The 24,933-nt window shown below is 57.8% G+C and carries 21 protein-coding genes and 2 pseudogenes; 11 read left to right on the forward strand and 12 right to left on the reverse strand.

Features of this window, described 5'->3' with window-relative positions; translation table 11 throughout:
* Nucleotides 1–383: 383 nt before the first annotated feature.
* Entirely contained in the window at nucleotides 384–1,508 is a 1,125-nt protein-coding gene (locus tag I6F35_RS40295) for a YopJ family acetyltransferase (protein WP_275945512.1), read from the reverse strand.
* Nucleotides 1,509–2,115: 607 nt separating this feature from the next.
* Here I6F35_RS40295 and I6F35_RS29890 point away from each other — a divergent pair.
* A complete protein-coding gene (locus tag I6F35_RS29890; RefSeq protein ID WP_346283215.1) occupies nucleotides 2,116–2,790 on the forward strand; it encodes an ISL3 family transposase in 675 nt (224 codons plus the stop codon).
* Between the two features lie 6 nt (nucleotides 2,791–2,796).
* Complete coding sequence (locus tag I6F35_RS40615; RefSeq protein ID WP_225121258.1) at nucleotides 2,797–3,039, forward strand: helix-turn-helix domain-containing protein; 243 nt, start codon at nucleotides 2,797–2,799, stop codon at nucleotides 3,037–3,039.
* On the opposite strand, the gene I6F35_RS29900 is transcribed toward I6F35_RS40615, so the two are convergent.
* The 11 genes and pseudogenes from I6F35_RS29900 to nodD1 form a co-directional block, all read right to left on the reverse strand.
* Entirely contained in the window at nucleotides 2,923–3,663 is a 741-nt protein-coding gene (locus tag I6F35_RS29900) for a hypothetical protein (RefSeq protein WP_225121226.1), read from the reverse strand. The two genes, I6F35_RS40615 and I6F35_RS29900, sit on opposite strands and share 117 nt — an antisense overlap.
* A 46-nt stretch (nucleotides 3,664–3,709) precedes the next feature.
* Complete coding sequence (locus tag I6F35_RS29905; protein WP_225121227.1) at nucleotides 3,710–3,931, reverse strand: hypothetical protein; 222 nt, start codon at nucleotides 3,929–3,931, stop codon at nucleotides 3,710–3,712.
* A gap of 416 nt (nucleotides 3,932–4,347) precedes the next feature.
* Entirely contained in the window at nucleotides 4,348–4,626 is a 279-nt protein-coding gene (locus I6F35_RS29910) for a hypothetical protein (RefSeq protein ID WP_225121228.1), read from the reverse strand.
* A 1,081-nt stretch (nucleotides 4,627–5,707) separates the two neighbouring features.
* Nucleotides 5,708–5,987 (reverse strand): annotated as a pseudogene (locus tag I6F35_RS29915) (PLP-dependent transferase); the annotation flags it as partial.
* An 82-nt stretch (nucleotides 5,988–6,069) separates the two neighbouring features.
* Complete coding sequence (locus I6F35_RS29920; RefSeq protein WP_225121229.1) at nucleotides 6,070–6,501, reverse strand: hypothetical protein; 432 nt, start codon at nucleotides 6,499–6,501, stop codon at nucleotides 6,070–6,072.
* Nucleotides 6,502–6,641: 140 nt separating this feature from the next.
* Nucleotides 6,642–7,676 carry an LLM class flavin-dependent oxidoreductase gene (locus tag I6F35_RS29925; protein WP_225121230.1) on the reverse strand — a complete coding sequence of 345 codons (1,035 nt, stop codon included), beginning with the start codon at nucleotides 7,674–7,676 and terminating at the stop codon, nucleotides 6,642–6,644.
* Between the two features lie 303 nt (nucleotides 7,677–7,979).
* Complete coding sequence (gene hisC, locus I6F35_RS29930) at nucleotides 7,980–9,098, reverse strand: histidinol-phosphate transaminase (protein WP_225121231.1); 1,119 nt, start codon at nucleotides 9,096–9,098, stop codon at nucleotides 7,980–7,982.
* A 939-nt stretch (nucleotides 9,099–10,037) separates the two neighbouring features.
* Nucleotides 10,038–10,751 (reverse strand): MerR family transcriptional regulator, encoded by a 714-nt coding sequence (locus I6F35_RS29935; RefSeq protein WP_208829705.1) that lies wholly within the window; start codon nucleotides 10,749–10,751, stop codon nucleotides 10,038–10,040.
* Between the two features lie 144 nt (nucleotides 10,752–10,895).
* Nucleotides 10,896–11,108, reverse strand: coding sequence for a hypothetical protein (locus I6F35_RS29940; RefSeq protein ID WP_225121232.1), 213 nt, complete (start codon nucleotides 11,106–11,108; stop codon nucleotides 10,896–10,898).
* 870 nt (nucleotides 11,109–11,978) lie between these two features.
* A complete protein-coding gene (locus I6F35_RS29945) occupies nucleotides 11,979–12,929 on the reverse strand; it encodes a LysR family transcriptional regulator (protein ID WP_225121233.1) in 951 nt (316 codons plus the stop codon).
* Nucleotides 12,930–13,621: 692 nt separating this feature from the next.
* A complete protein-coding gene (gene nodD1, locus I6F35_RS29950) occupies nucleotides 13,622–14,566 on the reverse strand; it encodes a transcriptional regulator NodD1 (protein ID WP_225121234.1) in 945 nt (314 codons plus the stop codon).
* Between the two features lie 470 nt (nucleotides 14,567–15,036).
* Here nodD1 and I6F35_RS29955 point away from each other — a divergent pair, with 470 nt between their 5' ends.
* From I6F35_RS29955 to I6F35_RS29995, 9 genes and pseudogenes are all read left to right on the forward strand, one after another.
* The gene (locus I6F35_RS29955) at nucleotides 15,037–15,447 is read left to right on the forward strand and encodes a hypothetical protein (RefSeq protein WP_225121235.1); all 411 of its coding nucleotides are present in this window, start codon (nucleotides 15,037–15,039) and stop codon (nucleotides 15,445–15,447) included.
* Complete coding sequence (locus I6F35_RS29960; protein WP_275945513.1) at nucleotides 15,444–16,076, forward strand: NodA family N-acyltransferase; 633 nt, start codon at nucleotides 15,444–15,446, stop codon at nucleotides 16,074–16,076. The genes I6F35_RS29955 and I6F35_RS29960 overlap by 4 nt, the downstream gene beginning before the upstream one ends.
* A 5-nt stretch (nucleotides 16,077–16,081) precedes the next feature.
* Nucleotides 16,082–16,732, forward strand: coding sequence for a chitooligosaccharide deacetylase NodB (nodB, locus tag I6F35_RS29965; RefSeq protein WP_225121260.1), 651 nt, complete (start codon nucleotides 16,082–16,084; stop codon nucleotides 16,730–16,732).
* Between the two features lie 14 nt (nucleotides 16,733–16,746).
* Nucleotides 16,747–18,102 carry a chitooligosaccharide synthase NodC gene (nodC, locus tag I6F35_RS29970; protein ID WP_225121236.1) on the forward strand — a complete coding sequence of 452 codons (1,356 nt, stop codon included), beginning with the start codon at nucleotides 16,747–16,749 and terminating at the stop codon, nucleotides 18,100–18,102.
* 29 nt (nucleotides 18,103–18,131) lie between these two features.
* Complete coding sequence (nodS, locus tag I6F35_RS29975) at nucleotides 18,132–18,731, forward strand: nodulation methyltransferase NodS (protein WP_225121237.1); 600 nt, start codon at nucleotides 18,132–18,134, stop codon at nucleotides 18,729–18,731.
* Nucleotides 18,732–18,771: 40 nt separating this feature from the next.
* Nucleotides 18,772–20,503 (forward strand): annotated as a pseudogene (gene nodU, locus I6F35_RS29980) (nodulation protein NodU).
* Nucleotides 20,491–21,405, forward strand: coding sequence for a nodulation factor ABC transporter ATP-binding protein NodI (nodI, locus tag I6F35_RS29985; RefSeq protein WP_225121239.1), 915 nt, complete (start codon nucleotides 20,491–20,493; stop codon nucleotides 21,403–21,405). The pseudogene nodU and the gene nodI overlap by 13 nt, the downstream one beginning before the upstream one ends.
* Nucleotides 21,406–21,408: 3 nt before the next feature.
* Nucleotides 21,409–22,197, forward strand: coding sequence for an ABC transporter permease (locus I6F35_RS29990; protein ID WP_208829696.1), 789 nt, complete (start codon nucleotides 21,409–21,411; stop codon nucleotides 22,195–22,197).
* Between the two features lie 417 nt (nucleotides 22,198–22,614).
* The gene (locus I6F35_RS29995; protein ID WP_225121261.1) at nucleotides 22,615–24,660 is read left to right on the forward strand and encodes a carbamoyltransferase; all 2,046 of its coding nucleotides are present in this window, start codon (nucleotides 22,615–22,617) and stop codon (nucleotides 24,658–24,660) included.
* Nucleotides 24,661–24,933: the final 273 nt, after the last annotated feature.

The following is a 24,933-nucleotide window of genomic DNA, read 5'->3' on the forward strand; positions in this document are numbered from 1 at the left end:
GATAAGGGGCCGTCCGTGTCATTATGCTTGCCCGGCCCGACCAAGCCGGCGTCGCACGTGGATTAATTCTCGCGCTTTCGAATCCGGGTGGTACCCACTTCATTCCGGCTACTGCTCCGGTCGTGTTACGACGGCTGAACGAGACAGTCCCGCAACTGGGATTTGTGCACCAAGACTCCACTGATTATGCGATGTATGTCAGTCAGCTAAGCGATGTTTCGCCCGACTTTGCAACCTTTGCTTCCCTCGCGCAGGCTTTGAAGCGAGTGCAGACCTCAGCGGCTTGATCGCAACGTGACACGAGGTGGATTGTGCCTCGGATTTTGCGAACACCGTGATCGCGCGATCGCACGGGATAGCTCGCTGAGGTCGAAATTTCATAACTAATCGAATAACGTTCTGTCCAAAGCCGTGCGGATCTTGGTTGCCCTCGACGTCTCGATAGATGCGCTGTATTGGCGGGAGCCTCGCTGGACAGCAAAGGCTTCGAGCCGCCGGGCCAACGACTCCGTTTTCGGATCGCGCCTGCTGGTGCTCACATCTTCGTCTCTGATACCAGGTTGGTAGCTGGCGACACCATCGATTACACCGCGCGAGTGGGAGTGCTTGTAAAAGAGCGCTGGAAGTAACTTTTCCCCGTGAAACAGATTAATTTCGGCGTGTTCCAGCATGGCGTCGGGTGAAGGAATGTAGTCGCTGGAATCTTCCCCCTCGTCGGCAATCGTTCCATGCCGATGAAGATTGTCATGCCAGTCATCGAAAGTTGACACCTCTTGGTGTGCCGCCAGCGCAAATTGCATGCCAAACATCAGGCAATCGGCAGGAGATTTCTGCACGCCAATTCCGATAAAGGCCCACTTCGGCTTCGTTCCCAGCTGCTGTAGCGTCGTCCGTCGCAATCTGGAGTATGGGGTTATGAAGGTGTAAAGATCGGTCGGCTCCATCACGATGACCGTCGGCGGTGCTGCAGCGCGGGTTCGAACATCAGCAGCAAAGTGGTGCATCTCGTCGTCCGCCAACCGCACGACCGCGCGCCAAGCACGATCCGATGATCGGTCCGCCAACGCCTCGAGAAACTTGGCGGACGAGTCCATGTGCTTAAGATTAAGGTCCCGGTAGCGGCTGTTATAGCTGTCCGCTAAGCGATGGAGATTGGCGAGATCGAGGGACAACAATTCCTCGTCGGGCTGCATGCTGGCAGACAGATAGCGAGCTACCTGCTGACCGTATTCCATTAGACCGGACGAAGTTCCAGCCTGGCTGGCACGCTCAAGTGTTTGCGTAAGCAACCGGAGCTTCTCGTTAACGCGGGCTGGATGAACACGGTGAGATGCGGTTCCGCCACCGGCCTCGCGGGATGGTCCGGGCGAGTGCTGCCATTCAATGCTGGATCGAGGCGGACTCGATTGTACGGAATCCAGGTGAGCAGCAAACTCCGCTTCCTGGGCGCTTCCATCATCCTGAGAGTTCTCATGCCGTCCGCTCAGTCGTGAAATGCAGCCGCCCATATCTATCTCCTGTCAAAGGGATCACCCGACCAGGTTCGCCACGAGTTCATCCGCAAGGGCTGCTTTGAAGTCGTGATCGCGCTCCTATCGGCTCAGTAGCTTCGCACGATTTTCGGGTTGGTTAGCTGACATAGCATGATGCGCGAGGTCGCTGACGAGAAGCTGACGCCGCCCTGGGCGTCGAGCGTCTGCGGCGCGTTTTTGCGCAAAGGTCAAACTATCGCAATCGCGCCAATTGGGTCGCTCGCGCGATAGCGCACATGGCGTTCGCGGTACCCACGTGCCGCGCCGCGAACAGGGTGTGTAGCGCGACAATCTGGGGTTCCTCCGCATATTTGGTGCAGGGCGTGGGATTCACGGACAGTGCGAATGAGGGCATAAGGTCTGAATCGCAGTCGACGCCCGTGATTCGCCTTGCTCCACGCCTTCCGCTCGCTGATTTCCCCCGAGCTTTCGATTCTCCAGATCCTCCCCCCGACCGACAGGATGGTGCTCGTGGCTTGACCGAAGTCAGCGGTCTCGCTCTGTCCCTGTTGCGGCTGCCAGACGGGTCGGGTCCCCAGCCACTCACGAGCGACGCTTAGCCGATCTGCCATGGCAGGGTCGGGTGGTCGAAATTCGGCTTCACGCGCGACGGTTTCGATGCGCGAATCCGCAATGCCCGCGTCGGATATTTACCGAGCGGCTACCGGCAACGGTGCGACCGAAAGCAAGACGCACGACCCGCCTCGGCGAGCGCCAACTGGCGATCGGTTTTGCGGTCGGCGGAGAGCCCGGCGCGCGTCTGTCGCACAAACTGGCCATGCCAGTCAGCGGCGACACCTTGCTCCAAATGATGCACTCGGCTCCCTTGCCGGATTTCGTTGCCCCGACCGTCGGCATCGACGATTGGGCTTGGCGTCGTGGCCAGCGATATGGAACGATCATCTGCGATTTAGAGCGCAATTGTGGGCTTGATCTGCTTCCCGATCGTAAGGCCGACAGTGTTGCGCGCTGGCTGAAGCGTTGGCCGGGGATCAAGGTCGTCGCCCGCGATCGTGCCGGACTTTATGCTGATGGCGCACGCTGCGGCGCCCCCGACGCGGTGCAGGTGGCGGACCGCTGGCACCTCAACAGTCTGGGTGAGGCCCTGCGCCACGCGGTCGGCCGCTATCGTCACAACGTAGCTGCCGCCGTGCAAATCATGGCGTCCGCGCAACGCGCGACGACCGCCAGTTCCACGCCGCCACCCGGCCTTGCACAGTTGCGGGCGGATCGAAAGGCTGCGCGACGCGAACGCTAGGATGAAATCTGTCGCCTACGCGAGCAAGGTTGGCCGACATCCAGGATCGCCCAACTGCTCGGCGTCGACCGGCGCACTGTTCAGCGCTGGCTGGTCGCTGGTGAACCGGAGCATTCGCGTCCTCACAGGCCTTCACATCTTCTCGCGCCCTTCGCGGCATGGCTCGAAGCGCGGTGGGTTTCCGGCTGCCAGATCGGCCAGCAGCTTGGCGGGAGCTTCAGCAACAGGGCTATACTGGAAATCGGGTGACCGTCGCGCGATGGGCCACGAACAGGCGTGCACATGCAGGCGCGGGAGGCGCAGCACAACCGCACGCGACCTGGAAAGCTCCCACGCGTCGTCGCTGTGCTTGGTATTTGAGCCACAATCTGGATCAGATCGACGCTGAAGCGAGGGCTGTTCCTCGGCCACTTGCTTGCGCAAGCTCCGGAACTCGCCCCGGCGGCTGAGCTGGCGAGGCGGTTTGTGTCCCTTCTCAGTGGTAGCGACATCGCCGAGCTCGATGAATGGATCACTCAAGCAGCCAGCAGCGAGCTCAAGAGCTTGGCCAACGGCATCGCGCGCGACATCGATGCGGTCCGAGCCGCAATAACGACCTCCTGGACAATCAGTCCGGTGGAAGGCCAGATCAGCGGGATCAAAGCCATCAAACGATGTATGGCCGGGCAAGTTACCCACGATTGCGTCGACACGTCCTTCTGCCTGAGAACGACCGAGCAACCTATCCAACCCCAGTCGCTCAAGCTGCATCAAATATGCGGAAGAACCCCTGATTGTCGCGCTATACCTTGCATAGTCAAATCTTCTCGCTGTGTGTTTTGGCTGCACGCGCTCGTTCTTAATAGTGTGTTCTGCAGAGAATGATTTGCCCATGACGATCGCGGCCGCCGGGGTCGACTTGACATGAACTTGTCCATTACTAATCGAGCAGCCTGTACGCCGGATCGCGGACCTCCGCTGCCAAATCAGGCGTCGTCTCGATCGCAGCACCGGCGTCGGTAATGATCATCTCGTTCGCCGCCTCAGCGGCGCCGTGTCTGTCGCGCGCCGCCTTCGCTTCCATCAACTCTTTTAGCTTGCTACAGTACGCCTCCTGCAGCCTGGCAAGCGCACTCCTTTTGCGGGCATACACTGCTGCCATCGCTCGAAGCTCCGCCTCGATCTGTGAAACTCTTTCCATGATTTTCCCATGTCGTCTGACGTTGAGGCGCAGCGATGCCGCGCAAGGGCGGCATTTTCATCCACCAGCAACGGATGCGCTTCTCCCTGGCTCCTCGAACGCGGCAGGGTACAGCATCAAGGCTGATGTGATTGGTCTCCGCAAACCGCTGAATACCGATCGTCCTCACCGAGAGGGGGCATGGAGCCTTCCCGTCGATCCACTCGATCTTGGGTGAGTGTCGGTGCGCAGAGGAAGGGTGGTGACGCCGCCGATTGCGGAGATGACCCGCGTCCTGAACTCCAGCGGAAGGCCGCAAATCTTGAGCAGCAAGTGACCACGCGAGCGGACGCGAAGCGCTCCTGGCAACGGCAAGAGCCTCAGCACCTGAAACGGCCTCAGAGATTCTCATCACCGTTGCGCCTCCTCGTTCGTAATGCGGCCGCGAATTCTCGCTCTCGCCAAAGAACGAGATCCTTATCTAGCAAAGCGTGCAGCGTATCCCGGACGCAGGGCGAAATCGAGTTGTCAGTATCGATCACTTGCCGAAAGTTCTGGAATACGCGATCGATTCTCGCGATCAAATTGCCTGCCGCGATCATTCGCTGCTCAGACACTTGATCGTCCTCCTCCTCGTCAATGGTTGAGAGTGGCATTCCTGCATTTTTCGGCTTCATGTGACCGCTTGTTGAGAGCTCGAGCACTCGCGGTGCGCCTGGAAGTAAGCCAGGGTCCGGTTGCAATGATGGATGACATCGCGAGTTGTCCATTTGAATAGACGCAGTTCTCATTTGAGGAGTTGCGAACTGTGGCTTGACCTATATGTGTTGCCAGCGCCGCTGCGCGCTCTTTCTACGCGAGCGTTGAGCAGGCGCTATGGGCGGGGCTTTTGTTGGCGTCTCGCTTCGGCGCCTTCACGCGCTTCAGCAGGTCGCGGACATAGCCGCCGAGCATGTCGCGTCAATTCCGCTCGTGCTAGCGCCGCTCGGCGATGAGCTTGATTGGAACTGATTTGTGGTGCCTCGCGACAATTGCAAGGGTCATCGACGAATGTCCCGAGCATATCTACGTCCATTCTCTTTTTGAGTCCATCGTTCAGATGCAAATGCAGCCGAAGAGACCCGCGCCTAGAACAATAAGCAGCGTACGCGCGAGTCTCGCGCGCGACTTGATCCATGCCCAATGCCGGAAGAGTTGCCCGTGATGAGCGCTGAGCAAATAGGCCATCGTCGTCAATGCTGCAGCCGCGTCCAGATGAGCTTACGGAGTTCCCGCTCTGCTCGCGCGAAGTTGCCGACATTGAAGCGAGTGCGCCGATACGCAGCGGCCCGCTCCGCTCGTGATGCCATGAGTCCGGGTCTCTCGCGCTCATACATCTCGTCGCGCGCTTGGCCAACTGCGCCGCGCACAGCAAGTCGGATTTCCGCTTTGATTCGAGGAATTGTGGTTGCGGTGGGCCGAAAGCTAGTTAGCAGTTGCAGCGCGCGCGCCTTGATCTCCTCGAAATATGGGCTGACGCGCACGTACGGTTCTCCTCGAGCCACGATGAAACTGCATTCCATGCTCCTGATAGCCTGGTTAATGGCATCGCTATGGCAATCCGCAGCCGAGGCTAGCTCGCGCCTTTGCGCAGCGCAGCGTCCTTGCAGGCCGGCCGTTAAGCCCATTAGGACAGCGCTGTGTCGAGTTGGGCAGCGGGTCCCGCGGACAGATTTATGGGCGCCTGGCGCCCACGAATGCCTCGCCCGAGGGGCTGCTTTATTGGAAAGGGCACACCTGCGGCGATGCGTCATTCAACGCCTGCGCGATATCTGCAATCAGATCAGACGGATGTTCTATGCTGATCGATAGCCGGATGGGGAGTCGAGGACGGCTATTTTATGCGAGTATCAGGCGGAGCACCTGAGTGCTTGCGGGTGGGCCAGCAAGTGAGTCGGTGCCGCCCAGGCTCACTACCAGCTTGAACATTTTCGGCGCGTTCAGAAATTCGAAGGCGGCTGTTTCCAACAATATCGAACGAAACTGCGGAACCTGCCCCGGGCACGATGCTGAGGCGAATTCCGCAATTGCCTTTTTGCCGCACCGTAGGCTGCGCTGCGGTCAGCGGACGCACGAACGGATTAACGCTGTCTCACCAGACTCCATTTCTTGATGACTGCCTCGCTCATCTGCCGAGCATCCTCAGCGCAGGAGATTTCGTCGACCCTCACCGAGATTTTCTTGCCGATCAGTGCCTTGAGCTGATTTTCATGCTCCGCGCCGGTTGTGAGGAGCTGAAACGTCACCGGTCCGGTCTCCAGATTGCACAGGGCGTTCGGCTCGGGTAGCCTCCGCGGCGCGGTGATGATTTGGTAGGCGACCTTCCTGCCATCCTTGGCATCCCGTATACGCAACGCGTAGAGTTCGCCTGACAGAACTTCGCCAGTATTGATTGGCGCGACGGTCTTCAGCCGCGCGTCCGCGGGCTCCTCCGCGCGAACAGCGGCCCCAGGAAAGCTCGCTAGCAGAACAAATGCGACGGCAAAATCCATGGCGAATCGGCGTTTCGTCATTAGTCAGTCTTCCTTGAGGTGTGCTGGTGAGAAAAGCGTGCGTGGCCGGATCGCGGCAACAGCGTCAGTGCCCGCTGACTGTGCGGCCAGCATCTTAGCGCGCTGCTACAAACTGTGGTGCCCGAAGTTGGACAGGCGGATCATCTTTGACCAAGTCCACCCATGATCTCGGATTGGATCGCGGTTGCCGTGCATAGGGAAGCATCCAACGGCAGATTTCCAAACGCAAGTTGACACAGAAGGTAGTTGGCGCCGGCCTCTTCAAGGTGATTAAGCAGACTTTGTTTCACGGCATCTGGTGTTCCAACAACACACAATTCACTCTCGATTGCTGCATCGAAGGTCAGCGGCAGGTTTGGTGGTGTCGGGATGGCATTGAGCTCGTAAAGGAATTTGAAGCTCTTGAGCCACTGTGTGTAAGCAGATGCCGCCAGCGTATAGGCATCGCTGTTGGAACGCGCAATCACGATCATGCGGAGTAAACCGACGAGTGGTGTCTGATCGCCAGCATCGCCATTCGTCCCGCGATGAGCGCGAAACGCATCAGTAACTATGCGGATAGCAGAGGAGGGGCCCACGCACGCAAGATTTGCGCCATTTGCAGCGGCCCAGGCTGCGGACTCGGGCCGATTGGTGGCAATCCATAGCGGCGGTTTTGGACGCTGATGAGTGTTTAGCGTCAAAGGAACGCTGTTTAGCTCAAAATGATGGCCATGATAGGATAGGGTGCCGCCCTTCATAGCATTGATAAGGATTTCGCTGGCTTCTTGATAGCGGCTCGGTGCTGCGTCAGCGGTGATCCCGAAGTAGCCCAATTCAAGCGGAAGTGAGCCGCGTCCGATACCCACTTCGAGCCTGCCGCCGCTCAAGTGATCGAGCATACAGATCTCTTCAAACGCGCGCAGCGGATGATAGAGGTTAAGCAGCATCACCAATGGCCCAAGACGAAGGTGCCGTGTGCGTTGTGCGAGGCTCGACAAGAACAGGTTCGGCGATGGACCCCTCCCATGCGGCGTACAGTGGTGTTCTGCCACATGGTAGGCATAAAAACCAAGTCGATCGTACGCCTCTGCCAACACGAGGCGATCGGCGTATTGTCGGGCGGTATCGCGGCCATCCTCGTCGAGGTGATCGAAGATGCCGAAGGCGAACTTTGAAGGAAAGACGTCTTTCACTCGATTATCTCCAGTAGTAGGTGCGAAGGCAGGAACGTTGGTGCTTCCGGCGCAACGGAGCGGTCAAAGAGCCAGAGCTCTCGTACTGTGGCTGCGCATTTCGTTGTGCTGTGTTGTTAGCCGCAGTAGTGCGGCGGTGCCGCTGATCATGAGGCAGTTGTCCTTCGAAGCCTCGGTGACCTTGGCAGTTAAGGGATTCATCCGTTGTCGGTTTTCGTCATCAGTCAAAAGAGATATCGGTGATGCGCCGACAGCACTCATCTATCGGCGGCGCTATCGGCACGCGTGACGTAGCACCAGACATTACTGCTGCGCGGCAGGCGATATCTCCAATTTCGGACAGCCACAAATGTCGCTGACTGCTGCGAGAAACGCGTCCATTTGCGTCGTTGTGCCGAGGCTAACGCGTATACAGTCTTCAAGACCCTTATCAGGAAAAAAGGCCACGAGCATCTTTTGCTTTTCCAGAGCGAGCTGCCACCACCTGCCGTCGCGTCCCGCGGGCACGCGAACTAGCAAGAAATTTGCCTGGGATGGCGTTACAGAGAAGCCAAGTCGCGACAGTGCGCTCGCAACGCGTTCTCTTTCCTGCCTGATGTGCCTGTGGTTCTCTTCGTAGATGGCGCGATGCGCAAGAATGCTAATGCCGACCGCGTGACCGATCACATTCATGTTGAAGACGTTCTGGATGTTACGAAGCCTCCCGATAACCTCGGGGTGGCCTAGTCCGAAGCCGACGCGAATGCCAGCGGCGGCATAGCTTTTCGAAAGTGTTCTTAAGATCAGAAGATTCGGGTAGCGGCTAAGGAGGCGCAGGCCACAATCAGGCGCAAAGTCGACATAGGCCTCGTCCAAAACGATGAGGCGGTCCGATTCTGCCACAAGGCGTTCGATATCTGCGACCGGAATGAACGTTCCGGTCGGATTGTTCGGATTAGCTAGGAGAACGAACTTGGCGGCTTTTGTGCACCCCAACAGCAATTGCTCTATAGGCAAGGGCTGAGATTCGTCGCATCTGATTTCGAGAAGTTGCGCCCCTTGCAACATAGCAAGTTTGCGGTTGAAGGAAAAACCTGGAGATAGCATGGCCACGCTGTCCCCCGGGGTAAGAAAGGCTCTGTAGATGAGTCCCAGAAGCTCAGATGATCCATTGCCGGCAATCACGTGATCCGTCGCAACCCCGTACGCGTTGGCCGCTGCTTCCCGCAAGCTGAGGTTATCATCTTCGGGATAAAGATACTGCCGCTCCAGTGCGGCAATTGCACTTTGCCATACGATTGTTGGCAACGGAAAAGGGTTCTCATTCGTGTCTAGCTTCACGTACGTTGCATCCGGCGCAGTCCGACCGGACGGCGGAGCATTCAACTGTCTCGCTGTCTGCGAAAGAGAAGACAGCACATTTTGCAATTTTGCATCCAACATCGTGTTCTTCCTTTGAACCGCCCTTGGCAGTCGCAGTTACCAGCGCGCCGGTCCGTCAGGCGGACAGATCGTCGCGGAGCAGTTGACGCTCAATGGTCTGTCCTCAAACTGCGCGGTAGAAGTGCGGCAAAGGGCTAAGCACAGGTTAGGCAGCGACGAATGCTCAGCTATATCCTTAGGCACGAGGTCTACCTGAGGCCCATCGGCGTCATCGGATAGGTTCGCGAGCAGGGTCGCGAGCGCGAGATATGACGCGACTATCGCGAGCGTAAGCAACCACGCAAGTAGCGCATCGCGGTCGGCAGGACGTTTCCTCATTTCCATCACCTGGCTAAACATCTAGGTGCGTGTGCGATCGCGGGCGATCAGTTCTATCCGATTGCTTCGACAAGTCTCATACCAGCGGCAGGTGACTAGTTAAGGAGCCGGCTTTTCTCGTTTAGGATCGAAGCGCAGACCCGTCTCGATTGCTGTCCGGAGTGGCTGTGAACGAGGCGCAGCGCGTATTCGTCCAGCTCGCAGGGGCCGGCCGGCTCGGGCGCGTCCACTCATGCCAGTGGCATAGGCGTAGAGCGGTAAAGCCGTGGGCGGTGGTGCTCCAGCCTTCAAGAACGGCAATCGTTTTACGCTGATGCTGTCGCAGGTCCATACGATCCTCCCGCTGGCCAGAGTTGTACCTTGATAGTATTTCAGGGCTGCGGCCAGCTGCGTTTAGATCGTACAATTTGACGCTACGTACGATTCAAGCCTCTTCGAGAGGCCAGTCTCATGAATGTATCCAAAACCGTTGCTCGAAGACGAGGAGATGAGTCAAAACTTGGCGACGAGCACTGGGGTCCGCGACCATCCAACGCCAGCCGCGTGCCTAGTGTCGAACACTCATCTCATTCGCACCTAGCTGGAGAACATAGCAATCATGCATGCACTACGCGCGGCAACTCAGTGCTGTTCATCCTTCAAGGCGGCAAGTGCGAGGTCGAGATACTGCATCAGGCGGGGATCCCAGCCGGCCATGTTGCGCGGCGCACTCAGTCGCGCAAGAACTTTCAGTATCGTTGAAACGGTTGAATCAATTCCAGCGATTTCAGTGATCAGCGAACGCGCTTGAAGCGCCACAGCAGCCGCCCGTTCGCTGCGGGGATGCTCGCCCCGTTCCACGCAATCACGCAGGTCATCGCGGATCTTCTGCCAGCGCTCCTCGCGATCTTCGTCTAAGACGCATGTGCATCGGAGATCCGGAGTGCGCTCCTCAACCCGCGACATGGCGTCTAGAGTGGCTGGTAGCTCATCTACACTAACGTGTATTTCACCATCCGTTGTCATGTTGCGCAAGCGATCCCGCAGCAGGGTTGTACGCGCGACCTGAAGTTCAATTCTCTCCAAATGCATGCGCAGCAAGTCAGTAAGCGAGGTGCTGCCCCCAATCGCTCTGCGAATCTCTTCAAGTGAAAAGCCAAGCTCACGTAGCGCTCGAATTTGATAAACTCGTTTCACGCTTTCGCGGTCGTACATTCGGTGACCGCCGCCGGTGCGCTCTGAGGCGCTTAACAGGCCCGTGTGCTCATAGTGATGCAATGTGCGTACCGTTACCCCGGTAGCCTCTGCAAGTTCGCCAATGCGCCATCGACGCCTTCGTGGTGTAGCTTTTGTCATGGTTCTCTATTTTCAAGCCTACAACCTGACGTCGGGTGAGATTCAAGCTATTTCAATGACCTAGCTTCTACTACTAACAACTGGCACAGCCTAGATGGCTCCTCTGCCGCCAGCAACGTTGCGCTCCTCGGAGGAGACGCTTGATCAAGCGGCAGGAGAAATGGCACCGACCACATTCATCAAGGACGCCAACTCGGCTCTACCGGCGGCAGCACGTTCCAAAACAAGCCTGGCGATCGCTGCGCGATTTTCAGGAGTCTGCATAGAAGGCGGTAGGGCCGCGACCGCTTCATCAAAAACCCGTCCCAAGACCGTAAGGTCTTCCGGATCGTAGACACCACAGTAGTGCTGCAACATTCATCTCCGTATTCTGATTGGTAGAGCGGCCGCACGTCGCTAAGGCGTTTGGCCAAAAGAAGACAGACCAACCGCGCACGGCGACGAAGAGCGGTATGCCTCGGAGTGATGCCGTTGCGCAACACAGTCGCGTTTTGCTCTGTCTCAAGCCCGGTACGCGACATCGGCCGAGCTTCTGTGAACAATTTGAGAGCACCGCAGGCGTGTATGCCGCCGGTGATGAGTTCTCACGTTCGAAGCGTCGATAGTCTCAGTCATGGCTGCAGGAACGCACGCAGTCGATGCGAGATCGATCGGCAGCCGGCGCTAATCCGAAAACGATACTCTCAACATTTTCCCCAGCTTGGCTCGCATATGAATGTCTATCGGAGCGGCGGCTGCTCTGTTGATTCCGTTCACAACGGATCGCAGCACTCTATGAGGAATGGCGAAGGGCGCTCACTCTTGCCAGCGGCGGTGCTGCTCGACATTGTCGCGCGTGGTATACCAAATGACAGATACTTAAGCGGGCGATGTTCTCCGAAGTTGAGCAGCAAGCGCGGTGGTTCACATCGCACATGTTTGCTCCTTGGTCGCCGCGGACCGCTGCTGGCGCGGGCACAGTACAGGAGGCATTCTAGGCGAGGGGTGGGGTTCATGCCTCTTATAGAGGAGCTCGTCAAGACGCTGAGAGGGCAGAGAGCGGTTCGAGCGACCAAGGCTCAGGCCGCTCTCATGAGCTGCGTAGACGAAGTTCGAGCCAGAGGTAGTTCACGCCAGAACCGCCAGCGATGCTTTTCCGAATCTGCCGCCTACGATAAACGAGCGCCGGCTCCTGACGGAGGAGGTAGGGATGATGGGATTGAAGCGAGTGCGAGAATGATAGGACGCTTAACTGATTTCGGGGCGGAGCTCTTTGTTTGGTCTAAGGCAGGGAGCCATGCGGGAGGCCTCTTCCAATAATATCTCCCGCATCCAGATGCTTGCCGGATCATTGTTGTGAAGAGCAGGCCATTGAACGGCCTCGGCAAATGCTGGAAGTGACCGCGGAAGTTCGACGATCTGCAGGGGCATCGTCTGTTCGAAATGCTCGACTAGCCTTGAGGGCATCGTAGCTATGCGGCCAGTGTCCAAAAGTACAGGCGGGATCATACTAAAGCTCTGCACGACAACCTCAATGCGTCTCGTAAGGCCGTGCTCAAGTAAAAACCATTCCTCGATGGAGGGCCTTCGCAAACGCCCGAACTTGACTGCGACATGTCCCATTGACATGTATCTGTCGAATGTGAGCCTCCGTGGGAGCCGTTTATTCGTGTGGCATCCCACGCACACGAGTCGCTCCTCGAACAACGTCGCTTTGGGGTGAGCGCTCGACATGAACAATTCCGGTAAGATAAGAAAATCGACTTCACCACGCCGGAGAAGCTCGTCTGTCTCATCGGCGAGTGGTAACAGTTCGAAAGTGACGGCGGGAGCTTGCCGTGCGACACGGTCCACGACCTTTCGAAAAAATACAATGGTCGTGAAATCGGAAAGAAGGATCCGGAAGCGGCGATCTAATTTGCCAGGATTGAACACGTCCTGGCTAATAATCGAAAGCTGGATGTGCAGCAGAGCCTCACGAATAGGGCCGGCCAGCGCTTCGGCACGCGGTGTTGGAACAAGTTCTCGGCCTCTCATCGTAAATAGTTCGTCGCGGAAATAGGTGCGTAAGCGAGCGACGGCGGCACTCATAGCCGGCTGGCTCAGCTTGATGCTGCGTGCCGCTGCGGTGAGGTTGCGCTCGCTCATCAGGGCGTCGAGCGCAACAAGAAGATTTAGATCAAGGCCCTTGAAACGCATGTCTCTAATCTATTGAGAACCTTTGGTTGTGCATATGGAGCAACAACGGTTACTTCGATGATAGCCTCAGTCTCCGCAGCCTGACTCGGCTCCTTGATTGCCGCGCGGCCGCGAGGAACGCTTTCGTACTGGGTTGCAAGCATGTGGAGCATGCGGCGGCGTGAAAGTCGCGCCTCGCACTCTACTGTGAACCGTTGAGGTGGGGCGGCCAGCGCGCACCCGTTAAGCCAATAACGCCGCAGACGCGTTATCGACGCCCGCGTGCGTAGCTTCGCGCCGTTGTTGCAACCCTACAACCTGACGCGGTGTGCGATTCAAGCAATTTCACTGGTGTATGAACATCATTCCAACTGAAAAGACGCATTTGGCCCAACCTGCCCGATTCGACCGACGGCAATCCAGGAAGGGCCATTCCGCTGCGTCTCTTGGCTGGTGTTTTGCGAACATCTTGCTCCGACGGCACCGGGTGTGGGTGCGAGAAGGAAAATCGGATCGCTAATCGATCAAGCAGCAGTCAAGCACGCCACCGGACCGCTAAGCTGACACTTTGAACTGCAGCGCTTCCTCGGCATGCAGCAGATTGGATACGTGCCTCTCGCAGTTCGAGTATTGCAGGACAACCAGATTGGCCTGAGCAACAAGTCGCGTGGAGGGATTTGCCGGAGAGCGGGTGATAATACGCCTTGAGTAACCTAACAGCGCCTGCGGTTTCGGGTGGTCTCACGCGGAAAAGCCATGCAGGAGGCCTCCTGCAACAATATCCGCCGCATCCAAATACTTGCCGGATCAGTGTTATGAAGCGCTGGCCATTGGATGGCCTCGGTGAATGCGGGAAGCGGGAGGGGTGCTTCGACAATTCGCAGAGGGATTGTCTTTACGAAATGCTCGGCCAGCCTTGAGGGCATCGTCGCGATACGCTCAGTTCCCGACAGCATCGGCGGGATCATGGTAAAGCCCTGCACAACGACCTCAATGCGTCTCTTAAGACCGTGCTCAAGCAAGAACCATTCCTCAATATTGGGCCTTAGTGCCCGCCCGAACTTGGCTGCAACGTGTCCCATCGACATGTATTTCTCGAATGTGAGCTGCCGTGGCAGCTGCTTGTTCGTCCGGCAGCCTACGCACACGAGCGTCTCCTCGAACAGTGTCGCTTTGGGATGCGCACTCGACATGAACAATTCCGGCAAAACAAGAAAGTCGACTTCGCCGCGCTGGAGAAGCTCATCGGGCTCGTCGACAAATGGCAGAAATTCGAAACGGACGGCGGGAGCTTCCCGCGCGACACGGTCGACGATCTTTCTAAAGAAAACGATTGTCATGAAATCGGAAAGGAGAATCCGGAAGCGTCGATCCGATTTGGCTGGGTTGAACGTGTCGCGGGAAATTATGGAGAGCTGAATGTGCACCAGAGCCTCGCGTATCGGCCCAGCGAGCCGTTCTGCTCGTGCTGTTGGAACAAGCTCCCGACCCCTCATCGTAAATAGCTCATCGCGGAAATAGGCGCGCAAGCGGGCGACGGCCGCACTCATGGCAGGCTGGCTCAAATTGATGCTGCGTGCCGCCGCGGTGAGATTACGCTCGTTCATCAGAGCATCGAGCGCGACGAGAAGATTTAGATCGAGGCCTTTGAAGCGCATGGCTCGGAGTTATCCATCGTGTGGATGGGTTCAATAAAAACAATCGATTTTGCCAATCTTGCGGAATGGCGGATAGCAAAGCCGGTCGGTCAGGACAATACAATTCAGGCCGATCAGAAACTCGTACCAGTCTTTCTTGGCTCCGCGAAAAGCCTCAGCTGCAACCCGAGCCCTGACCAAAGCGCATGTCCTTTGCGGCCATAGTTTTCAATGGGTTCTCTGAGCAGCTGCATCGCAGTGGTTTGAGGCGGCTGGCGTCGCGCAGATCGTGTCGGCGCCCTCTGCCGGCAAACGTTCGTATAGCTTTTCCAACCGTTTCTATATCGGCCGCTTACTTCCGTAGAATTGAGCCAGCGATCAACTTCGCCGTAACATCCCAACAAGTCGGGAGCTGCTGTGTGGTGGCGCCCACAGCGTTTGCGATCCAGCCCAATTTGTCACGTGTCCATAGCAGTCAAATCGTACGGAAAATGCAGGCGAAGTCGGCGATAGATCTGGTGCGAATGGCACATGCGCGCGACGTCATCTCCGTCGTGGATCAGGATGCATCGGTCGGTCAAGCACCGACAGACGTGCTCTTGTCGAGAGGCGACAGCCACGAACCGTCCCAGCGCACAGATGAGTTCTTCAATTCCAACCGTCCTCTCAGCACGTCCTGCTTGATCGCGGATGTGCTGTTGCTCGGAGTGACGAGGTGCAAGGTGTACCAGCATCGAGCCGCAACGGCCAATTCGCCCATTCTGCTTACGATCAACCAGTTGCTGGCGGCGCGGCGACCCAGCGCTTCTCATTCTCTGACGAGGCCAGCGAAGGAAAGCGAACTGCGCGCGAGCATGAACTTCACGGCCCAAAGCCAGACGGTGCATCGGAGCCAATCATGAATATTGCCGTATCCAGCTCGACAGCGGGTCGCGCCATGCGCTCTCGGGTGCGGTGGAGGGTCGCCTGGGAGAATGAGCTGCGCCTGGCTGACCATATCGAGCTGTCCGACTTCTTCCGAACGACCTACGGTCCTACCGGAGCATTCAATGCGAAACCATTCGACGGCCATCGAAGTTGGGCCGGCGCGAGACCCGAGCTCCGGATAATCGGCTACGACGCGGCCGGCGTAGCGGCTCATATCGCCGCACTACGCCGCTTCATCAAGGTCGGAGAGGTCGATCTACTAGTGGCCGAACTAGGATTGTATGGGGTGCGTCCGGATCTTGAGGGACTGGGAATCACCCAGTCAATGCGCGTGATGTACCCGGTCCTGCAGAAGCTTGGCGTTCCGTTCGGCTTCGGTACGGTTCGCCATGCGCTGAAGGAGCACCTTACAAGGTTGCTAGCCCGCCCTGGTCTGGGGACCATTATCTCTGGGGTCCGCGTGAAGTCTACACTTCCAGATGTTTATCCCAATTTGCAGCCCACTCGCATCGACGATGTGCTCGTCCTGGTTGTTCCGATTGGACAGTCGATCAGCGATTGGCCGACCGGTACGGTGATTGATCGGAACGGGCCGGAGCTGTGACACACCTGGAGCGCTTATGCGGAGCCCGCAGCGAGTACGCTGACGGGACTGAAAGCCGCGGCGTCTATCTGACGTTTGACGACGGTCCCGATCCGCATTGTACGCCGGATGTCCTGGATGTGCTGGCGGAACACCGAGTGCCGGCGACGTTCTTCGTCATCGGGATGTTCGCGGCGGACCAGCCGAACCTAATCCGCCGAATGATTGCAGAAGGGCACGAGGTCGCAAACCACACGATGACACATCCTGATCTGTCCAGATGCAAACTCGCCGTAGTGCAACACGAAATACAAACGGCGAGCAAGGCCATCAGGATGGCGTGTCCGAAGGCCGCGCTGCGGTACATGCGTGCACCCTATGGCATGTGGACCGAAGAGGTACTCATCGCTTCAGCCAGGGCGGGCCTTGCCACTCTGCACTGGTCGGTAGACCCGCGAGACTGGAGTTGTCCCGGCGTTGAGGCGATTGTCGACGCGGTGCTGGCCTCTGTCCGACCCGGTGCAATCGTGCTCTTGCACGACGGATGTCCTCCTGACGAGTTGAGACGGGCCAATCATGCGCCTCTCCGCGACCAGACTGTCTCGGCGCTTTGCCAACTGATTCCAGCATTGCACGACCGCGGATTCTCAATTCGCCCGCTTCCTCAACCCCACTGAATAGACCGACACCTATGAATCTGCTTGCCACGACCAGCACGGTCGCTATCTCATTCTATGCGCTGCTCTCGACTGTCTATCGAAGCATGCAAGTGCTTTATGCTATGCCGACAGACGTCTCATCCCCGTCGGACGTCGTCGCCAAGTCGGACGGTCTGCCGAGCGTGGATGTGATCGTCCCCTGCTTCAACGAGGACCCGCGCACACTCGCCGCGTGTCTGAAGTCCATTGCGAGCCAAGACTACGTCGGAAAACTGCATGTCTATGTGGTTGATGACGGTTCTGCAAATCTCGACGCTACGGCACCCGTTCACGAGTCCTACGCGGACGACCCAAGGTTCAACTTTATTGTGCTGGGAAAGAACGTCGGAAAGCGGAAGGCGCAGATTGCTGCAATACGGGCCTCATCGGGAGATCTGGTACTCAACGTCGATTCGGACACCATAATCGCCGCCGATGTGATCACCAAGCTTGCAGGCAAAATGCAGGATCCAGGAGTTGGCGCCGCCATGGGTCAATTGACGGCGAGCAACCGAAGCGACACTTGGTTGACCCGATTGATCGATATGGAGTACTGGTTGGCTTGCAATGAAGAGCGCGCGGCACAAGCTCGCTTCGGTGCTGTGATGTGCTGCTGCGGCCCATGTGCGATGTACCGCCGTTCTGCGCTGCTGCTGCTACTAGATCAGTACGAGACGCAATTTTTTCGGGGAAAGCCAAGCGACTTCGGTGAGGATCGCCATCTCACGATCCTGATGTTGAAGGCAGGGTTTCAAACGGAGTACGTTCCGGACGCCGTTGCAGCGACAGTTGTTCCGGACAGGCTAGGTCCGTATCTGCGTCAGCAACTCCGTTGGGCGCGGAGCACATTCCGCGACACGTTCCTTGCGCTGCGCCTACTCCCCGAACTTAATCGCTATCTGACGCTAGATGTAGTCGGGCAGAATCTCGGCCCATTACTTCTCGCCCTCTCATCGCTAGCGGCTCTGGCGCAGCTCGCAGTCACCGCCACAGTGCCGTGGTGGACAGGGCTGATTATTGCATCAATGACCTTGGTTCGGTGCACTGTCGCCGCGCTTCGTGCTCGCGAAGTGCGATTTCTTGGCTTTGCTCTGCACACATTCATCAACATCTTTCTATTGCTTCCCGTGAAAGCGTACGCACTCTGCACACTCAGCAATAGCGACTGGCTATCGCGCAAGCCTGCCAAATTGCCGAACGGAGGTAAAAAACAAATCGTCATCAGAAGCGCGACCGCGGAACCAAATGGTACAGCGTGTTCGGCAGTTGCTGGGTCAATTCACCGCGGGGACCTTTCGCGCGGTTCTTCGAGGCTGGTGACGTCGGACAGCGTTTGTCGCGGCGAGTGATCGTGCACGTTACACAAGGTTGAGAAGTCGTGAGCTTGGACAAGAAATATCAATCATTAGACGTTGAATTGGCGAGCGACGATCCGTGGGGGCTCGATGGTAATCCGTTTGAGCGGGAGCGCCATACGCAAATGCTCCGGCTGTCGCTTTCCCGCGGGATTTTAAAAAATGCCCTCGAAGTCGGGTGCTCGGCCGGCGCATTCACAGAAAAGCTGGCGCCCCACTGCCAACAGCTCACCGTGGTCGATGTTATGCCCCGAGCGATTGGTCGAGCGTGCCAGCGGACCAAGAGGTGGTCGCACATCACGTGGATAGCCTCCGATATCCAGCAGTTCACGGTCCAAGAGGTGTTCGATCTGATCGTCGTGGCGGAAGTTCTCTATTACCTCGAAGATATAAACGCGATGCGCGCGGCGATCCGCAACCTGACGCGGATGCTTGCGCCAGGTGGGCATCTGGTTTTTGGATCGGCGCGGGATGCCGCCTGCTGGAATTGGGGGCACGCCGCCGGTGCCGAGACGGTCATTAGCATGCTCAGTGAAACGTTGATCGAGGTCGAACGGGTACACTGCCAGGGTCAGTCAGCAAACGAAGACTGCTTGCTCGTCAATTTTCGGAACCCAATTTGAGTTGATGAAATCCAATTGTCGGCGTTGAGATGGAGACACTATGCGCATCTGCGGCATTAAGCTGACCCATGACGGTGCGATCGCTGTTGTAGAGGACGAACGACTCGTCTTTTGCGTCGAGCAGGAGAAACGGGGCAACAATCCCCGCTATCAAACCATCGACAATCTTGACGCAGTTGTTGCCATCCTGGCGGAACATGGTCTGGTTCCGCAGGATATTGATCAGTTCGTTATCGATGGCTGGGACGGGGAGGTCGAGTCGGAGTTCCAGGTCCTCAGTGGGGCCGAACCTATCACTCTCAAAGGGGCGCCGTATGTAGAACGCGATGCGGACGGCCTGCTTACTTCGCGGGACGGCTTTAGCCTAGCGCTCGATCGCACGCTCTTCCCTTATAAGAGCTATCCGCACGTCACGGCCCATGTGGCCTCCGCCTATTGCACCAGCCCTTTTGCCAAAACCGGACAACCCGCCTTCTGCCTGGTATGGGACGGCTGCATCTTTCCACGCCTCTACTACGTAGAACCGCGCCGCGCGCGGTTCGTTGAATGCCTATTTCCGATCATAGGCCACGCTTATGCCGTAGCTGGCCATCACTTCGGACCTTACAGGCAGGCGAGCCGCACCAACTGGGACCTAGGTGTTGCCGGCAAGCTGATGGCCTATATCGCCCTCGGCTCCGCTCATGAAGATATCGTTGCGGTGTTTCAGGAGCTCTACGAGGAACGCTTTGCGGCCGACACAGAGCATGCGCGTCGCTACCGTGCGGAGGTCAACAGCGCGGAGTCCTCACTTGAGGCGATGCACGACTTCTTCGACGCCAGCGCGCTCCGATTGGAGAGCGAGCTGCCCGAAGATGTACTTGCATCGTTTCACGTTTTCCTCGAGCGCCTCCTCATCCGGGAAATGGCCGTCGCTTTGCAGCGGCATTCGCACTTTCCAGGATCGCGCAATTTGTGCATAGCCGGTGGCTGCGGTCTTAACATCAAATGGAACAGTGCATTGCGTGCGAGCGGCCTGTTCGATGATGTCTGGGTGCCGCCGTTCCCAAATGACAGCGGCTCGGCAATCGGTGCGGCTTGCTCTGCAATGGCTGCGGAGAAGGGCTTCGTGCCGCTGCAATGGTCGGTCTATAGTGGCCCCGCCCTGAGGCGCAGCGATGTGCCGTCAGAATGGGACGTTGCACCATGCAGTATGCGTGAACTTGCGACCATCTTGGCGAGTAACAAGCCTGTGGTATTTCTCGCCGGCTGCGCGGAGCTTGGACCACGGGCGTTAGGGGGCAGAAGCATTCTCGCTGCCGCAACATCGGCGGGAATGAAGGATCATCTCAACGAAATCAAACGTCGCGAACACTTTCGGCCAGTGGCCCCGATATGCTTGGAGGATCGTGCGCCGAAAATTTTCAGCCCCGGAACGCCAGATCCTTACATGCTGTTCGATCACCAGACACGGCCAGAATGGCGCGATAAAATTCCCGCTGTTATACATCTTGACGGATCTGCGCGATTGCAAACCGTTTCCAGAAGCTCTCCACATAAAATTGCGGAGCTTTTGGTCGAATATGAAAAACTCACGAGCATTCCGCTGCTTTGCAATACGAGTGCCAACCACCATGGACGCGGGTTTTTTCCGGACGCCGCGGCGGCCTGCCAATGGGGACGCGTTGAACACATATGGTGCGATGGCCTGCTGTGGACCAAAACCGCCGTAAGTGAGCGACCGCCGGCCGAACAGCTTCTTTCAGACTAAGATGAACGTATGTCCACGCTAGCAGTCGACCTTACGGACGTAAGCAAGTCGTTTGGCGGCAAGACCGTTGTCGACGGGCTGTCCTTTGCTGTCGCCTCGGGCGAGTGCTTTGGCCTCCTCGGACCAAACGGGGCAGGCAAAAGCACGATAGCGCGTATGGTGCTCGGCATGGTAGCGCCGGACACTGGCAAGATGACGGTGCTCGGCGAGCCGGTGCCCGCGCGTGCTCGCCTGGCACGCGCGCGAATCGGCGTGGTGCCGCAGTTCGACAACCTTGAACTCGGGTTCACCGTCCGCGAAAACCTACTGGTATTCGGGCGCTACTTCAACATGAGGGCACGGGAGGTCGAAGCAGTTGTGCCAGCATTGCTCGAGTTCGCCCGACTGGAGAGCAGGGCTGATGCTCGGGTCTCCGAACTGTCCGGCGGCATGAAGCGGCGGCTGACGCTGGCCCGTGCGCTGATCAACGACCCACACCTTTTGGTCATGGACGAGCCGACCACCGGTCTCGACCCGCACGCGCGCCACCTGATCTGGGAACGCCTGCGATTGCTGCTGGCGCGAGGCAAGACGATTCTCTTGACCACGCACTTCATGGAAGAGGCCGAGCGGCTGTGCGATCGGCTGTGCGTGCTCGAGGCGGGGCGCAAGATTGCAGAAGGTAATCCTCGCGCGCTGATCGATGAGCAGATCGGCTGCCAGGTTATCGAGATCTATGGCGGCAATCCAGACGAGATCTCTGCTCTGACCAGGCCTTATGTGCGGCATATCGAAGTGAGCGGCGAGACGCTTTATTGCTATGCGCCAGATCCTGAGCAGGCGCTGATGCAGCTGCGCGGGCGCGAAGGTCTACGGATGCTGCAGCGTCCTCCGAATTTGGAGGATGTCTTTTTGCGGCTGACCGGGTACGAGATGGAGAGATGAACGATGGGTGAGGGTTACGCCGCGGCCATGCCCGCCAACGCGTACAACTGGGTCGCGGTATGGCGTCGCAACTTTCTGGCGTGGAGGAAAGTCGCACTTGCATCTGTTATCGGAAACCTCGCCGATCCGTTGACTAATCTGTTTGGCCTCGGCTTTGGCCTCGGAATAATTGTGGGGCGCGTTGATGGCGCATCATACGTCGCGTTTCTAGCTGGTGGGATGGTCGCGACCAGCGCCATGACCTCTGCGACCTTTGAGACAATGTATGCGACATTTGCCCGCATGCATGCTCAGCGGACCTGGGAAGCAATCCTATGCACAGAGCTCACGCTCGGCGACATCGTTCTGGGTGAATTGGTGTGGGCAGCCACCAAGGCCATTCTGGCCGGAACGGCAATTGCAATCGTTGCCGTGGCCCTAGGCTATGCAGCTTGGGCATCAATTCTCTATTCGATACCAGCAATCGCAATCACTGGCTTCGTCTTCGCAAGCCTGGCCATGGTCGTCGTATCTCTAGCACCCAGCTACGATTATTTCGTGTTTTACCAGACGCTCGTCGTCACACCTATGGTGTTCCTGTGCGGCGCGGTCTTTCCGGTGGACCAGCTGCCCGGCGCATTTCAGCGCCTGGCGAGCTTATTGCCGCTCGCACATTCGGTCGACCTCATCCGTCCAGCGATGCTTGGGCTTCCGGCCGGCGGCATCGGCCTGCATATCGGTGCGCTTTGCATGTACGCGGTGCTGCCATTCTTTCTATCGATCGCGCTGCTTCGCCGGCGACTGATGCGTTAACGCGATATTCCGCATGGAGTTACACGACGCAAGACCGGAATTCGACCGCAGCGGAAGAGGGGAGCATCTGCACTCGCATATGCAGCTTTTGAAGATGATGAAATCCATCCAGTCCACAGCAGCGTGAATCATGGGCAGCAGTTGGCAATTCGGTGCCGCCATGCTCGGAGCGGCTAGTCTGTGCAAGGACAATGTCGCGAGCATCGAAGTCGGCTCCCGCGGGAAAGTTGTCGACCGGATCAACTAATCGCTCTCGTTCCGGCACATAAATCGGCCGATCTCATGTCGGTGATTGAAGTCGAGTTTACGAGAACTGTTGAAGGATGGTGATCGGCTTCGTCAGAGACACACCATCCTTAGCGCAATCAGGTGAGACGGTGTTAAGCGGCCTTGGTATCGCGATAAATGGAGAATGAAATGTTCTGTCTAGGAGTGAGCGGCGGACTAGACAAGGTCCATGAAAATACCCGTGAGCTTTCCAATACGTTTATGCACGATGGCGCTGCGGTGCTCGTCCGGGACGGACGCGTGATAGCGGCCGTTGAAGAGGAGCGCCTCAATCGGATAAAGCACTCCAACAAGTTTCCAAGCCGTTCGATACAACACTGCCTTGCTGCCGCAGGTATCCAGCTCAGCGATGTCGATCGTATCGCGTTCTATGCGACCGAGGCCTACTGCAACGCAATGCTCGAAGGTCTGTTCGGGTCCCATCCGGATGTCTCCATTCCATTGGATGCCAAACTGTTGATGCGTAGCTTGCTAGCGCAGGAGCTTGGTAGCGATGTTGATCCATCACGTATCTCTTTCGTCAGTCATCATCAGGCGCATGCCGTAAGCGCCTTCGCGATGTCAGGCTTCGAGCAAAGTCTGATTTTCGCGATCGATGGCAGTGGTGATTTTCTCTCCGGCCTCCTAGCTCTCGGGTCTGGTACAGAAGTTACCCAACTTGAGACGTTCCCGGAGAACAATTCTCTAGGGCTTTTTTATCTCGAGACCATCCGCTGTCTCGGCTACGACCTATTCGATGAATACAAGGTCATGGGGCTTGCCCCCTATGGCGATCCGGCTCCCTATCGCGAGCTCTTCGGGCAGTTCTATGAGCTCTTAGAGGACGGTGGCTACCGCGTCCACCTCGACCGAATCGGTCCGACATTGCGGCGGAGCATCCAGGTCCGGCGAAAGGGAATGCCATTTACCCAGCAGCATCGAAATGTGAGTGCTTCGTTGCAAGAGGCGTTGGAGCGGATCGTATTTCACGTGCTCCGGCATCATCGCGAGGCGACAGGTATGAAGCGGTTATGCCTGGCTGGAGGGGTCGCCCACAACTGCACGCTGAACGGTAAGCTGCTGTATTCCGGGCTTTTCGAAGACATCTTTGTGCAACCGGCGGCGCATGACGCCGGCTGCGCGTTGGGCGCCGCACTGATGATGTCTAACGAGCTGGGGCGTCCCGCACCGCGTGAGCGACTACAGGACGTCTATTGGGGGCCTGATCTCGGGAGCGAGCGCACCATGGAGCAGGAGCTGAATGCATGGGCCGGACACCTGCACGTCGAGCGCAGTGACGACGTGGCAGGCAGCGCCGCCGAATGGATGGCTAATGGCGCCGTGATCGGCTGGGTGCAGGGTCGTTCGGAGTTCGGGCCACGTGCGCTTGGCAACCGCAGCATTCTTGCCGATCCTCGGCCTGCCGCAAACAAGGACCGGATCAACGCCATGGTCAAAAAGCGCGAAGGTTATCGACCATTCGCGCCATCAGTGCTGGAGGAGGATGCGAGCGAATTTTTCGACCTCCCCAACGGCACGCGCGAACTTCCCTTTATGAACTTTGTAGTGCGCGTGCGCGGCTCCAAGCAAAGCGCGCTCGGTGCCATAACGCACATCGACGGTACTGCGCGGCTGCAAACAGTATCGCGCAAGACGAATCCCGCGTACTGGCAGGTTATCAATGCATTCAAGAAGCGGACGGGCGTCCCAGTTCTGCTCAACACCTCCTTTAACAACAATGCCGAGCCGATCGTGGATTCGGTTGCAGACGCGATTACGACATTTCTGACGACAGAGCTGGATGGGCTTGTGGTGGGGCCGTTCCTCGTCAAAAAGAAAACCCCAACGTCAGAGGATTGGACTGCGCTCGCGGTCTCATTGCCGCAATATGCACGCCTCTATCGAGTTCGCGCATACACGGCCCGAGATCGCCAGGAGACTGTGTGCGAAATCCGCACCGGCCACTCCAGCCGCGACAGTGTCCGTATTTCCCAGGATGCGTTCGATCTTCTGATGCAGATCGAGGGCGAAGCCGTGCTCGGGGATCTCCTGGATACAGTGACGCTCGATCAGGCGAGGCGTGAAGCTCTCGTGAAGGAACTGCGGGAATTATGGGAGCAGCGCCGCCTCCGGCTGTATCCCTCGCAAACTGCTCGCGCGCATCAAAACTGCGATCGAATGCTCGAGAAAGCATAGCAGGCGCTCATGAGTATCGCTGCATGCGTGTCTCCACACGCGGGGAGGGGGCTGGGCCGCGGCGCTGGGCATGTCCCGTCGTTGGGCTCATGGTTGTGGGCGCTCCGCCATCGCAGCAGCTCCGGACGGCAAGGGCCCATCACCCAGAAGCTCTATTCGGTGTCGTACGAAGTGCTTCGAAGAAGATGGATACGACTTAAATCAAGTATGTCGACGGCAATATCGTGGAGCGGCTTCTCCAGTGAAAGCGGGCGATGAAGTTCTACCATCCAA

This window comes from Bradyrhizobium sp. BRP22, from assembly GCF_020194175.1.
Lineage (GTDB): Bacteria > Pseudomonadota > Alphaproteobacteria > Rhizobiales > Xanthobacteraceae > Bradyrhizobium.

What these genes read in the sequence shown, in the direction of transcription:
- I6F35_RS40295 (WP_275945512.1), bottom strand. Translation starts at nt 1,508, where the DNA reads ATGGGCGGCTGCATTTCACGACTGAGCGGACGGCATGAGAACTCTCAG.
- I6F35_RS29900 (WP_225121226.1), bottom strand. Translation starts at nt 3,663, where the DNA reads ATGGGCAAATCATTCTCTGCAGAACACACTATTAAGAACGAGCGCGTG.
- I6F35_RS29905 (WP_225121227.1), bottom strand. Translation starts at nt 3,931, where the DNA reads ATGGCAGCAGTGTATGCCCGCAAAAGGAGTGCGCTTGCCAGGCTGCAG.
- I6F35_RS29910 (WP_225121228.1), bottom strand. Translation starts at nt 4,626, where the DNA reads ATGAAGCCGAAAAATGCAGGAATGCCACTCTCAACCATTGACGAGGAG.
- I6F35_RS29920 (WP_225121229.1), bottom strand. Translation starts at nt 6,501, where the DNA reads ATGACGAAACGCCGATTCGCCATGGATTTTGCCGTCGCATTTGTTCTG.
- hisC (WP_225121231.1), bottom strand. Translation starts at nt 9,098, where the DNA reads ATGTTGGATGCAAAATTGCAAAATGTGCTGTCTTCTCTTTCGCAGACA.
- I6F35_RS29935 (WP_208829705.1), bottom strand. Translation starts at nt 10,751, where the DNA reads ATGACAAAAGCTACACCACGAAGGCGTCGATGGCGCATTGGCGAACTT.
- I6F35_RS29940 (WP_225121232.1), bottom strand. Translation starts at nt 11,108, where the DNA reads ATGTTGCAGCACTACTGTGGTGTCTACGATCCGGAAGACCTTACGGTC.
- I6F35_RS29945 (WP_225121233.1), bottom strand. Translation starts at nt 12,929, where the DNA reads ATGCGTTTCAAGGGCCTTGATCTAAATCTTCTTGTTGCGCTCGACGCC.
- nodD1 (WP_225121234.1), bottom strand. Translation starts at nt 14,566, where the DNA reads ATGCGCTTCAAAGGCCTCGATCTAAATCTTCTCGTCGCGCTCGATGCT.
- I6F35_RS29955 (WP_225121235.1), top strand. Translation starts at nt 15,037, where the DNA reads ATGCAGGCGAAGTCGGCGATAGATCTGGTGCGAATGGCACATGCGCGC.
- I6F35_RS29960 (WP_275945513.1), top strand. Translation starts at nt 15,444, where the DNA reads ATGAATATTGCCGTATCCAGCTCGACAGCGGGTCGCGCCATGCGCTCT.
- nodC (WP_225121236.1), top strand. Translation starts at nt 16,747, where the DNA reads ATGAATCTGCTTGCCACGACCAGCACGGTCGCTATCTCATTCTATGCG.
- nodI (WP_225121239.1), top strand. Translation starts at nt 20,491, where the DNA reads ATGTCCACGCTAGCAGTCGACCTTACGGACGTAAGCAAGTCGTTTGGC.
- I6F35_RS29990 (WP_208829696.1), top strand. Translation starts at nt 21,409, where the DNA reads ATGGGTGAGGGTTACGCCGCGGCCATGCCCGCCAACGCGTACAACTGG.
- I6F35_RS29995 (WP_225121261.1), top strand. Translation starts at nt 22,615, where the DNA reads ATGTTCTGTCTAGGAGTGAGCGGCGGACTAGACAAGGTCCATGAAAAT.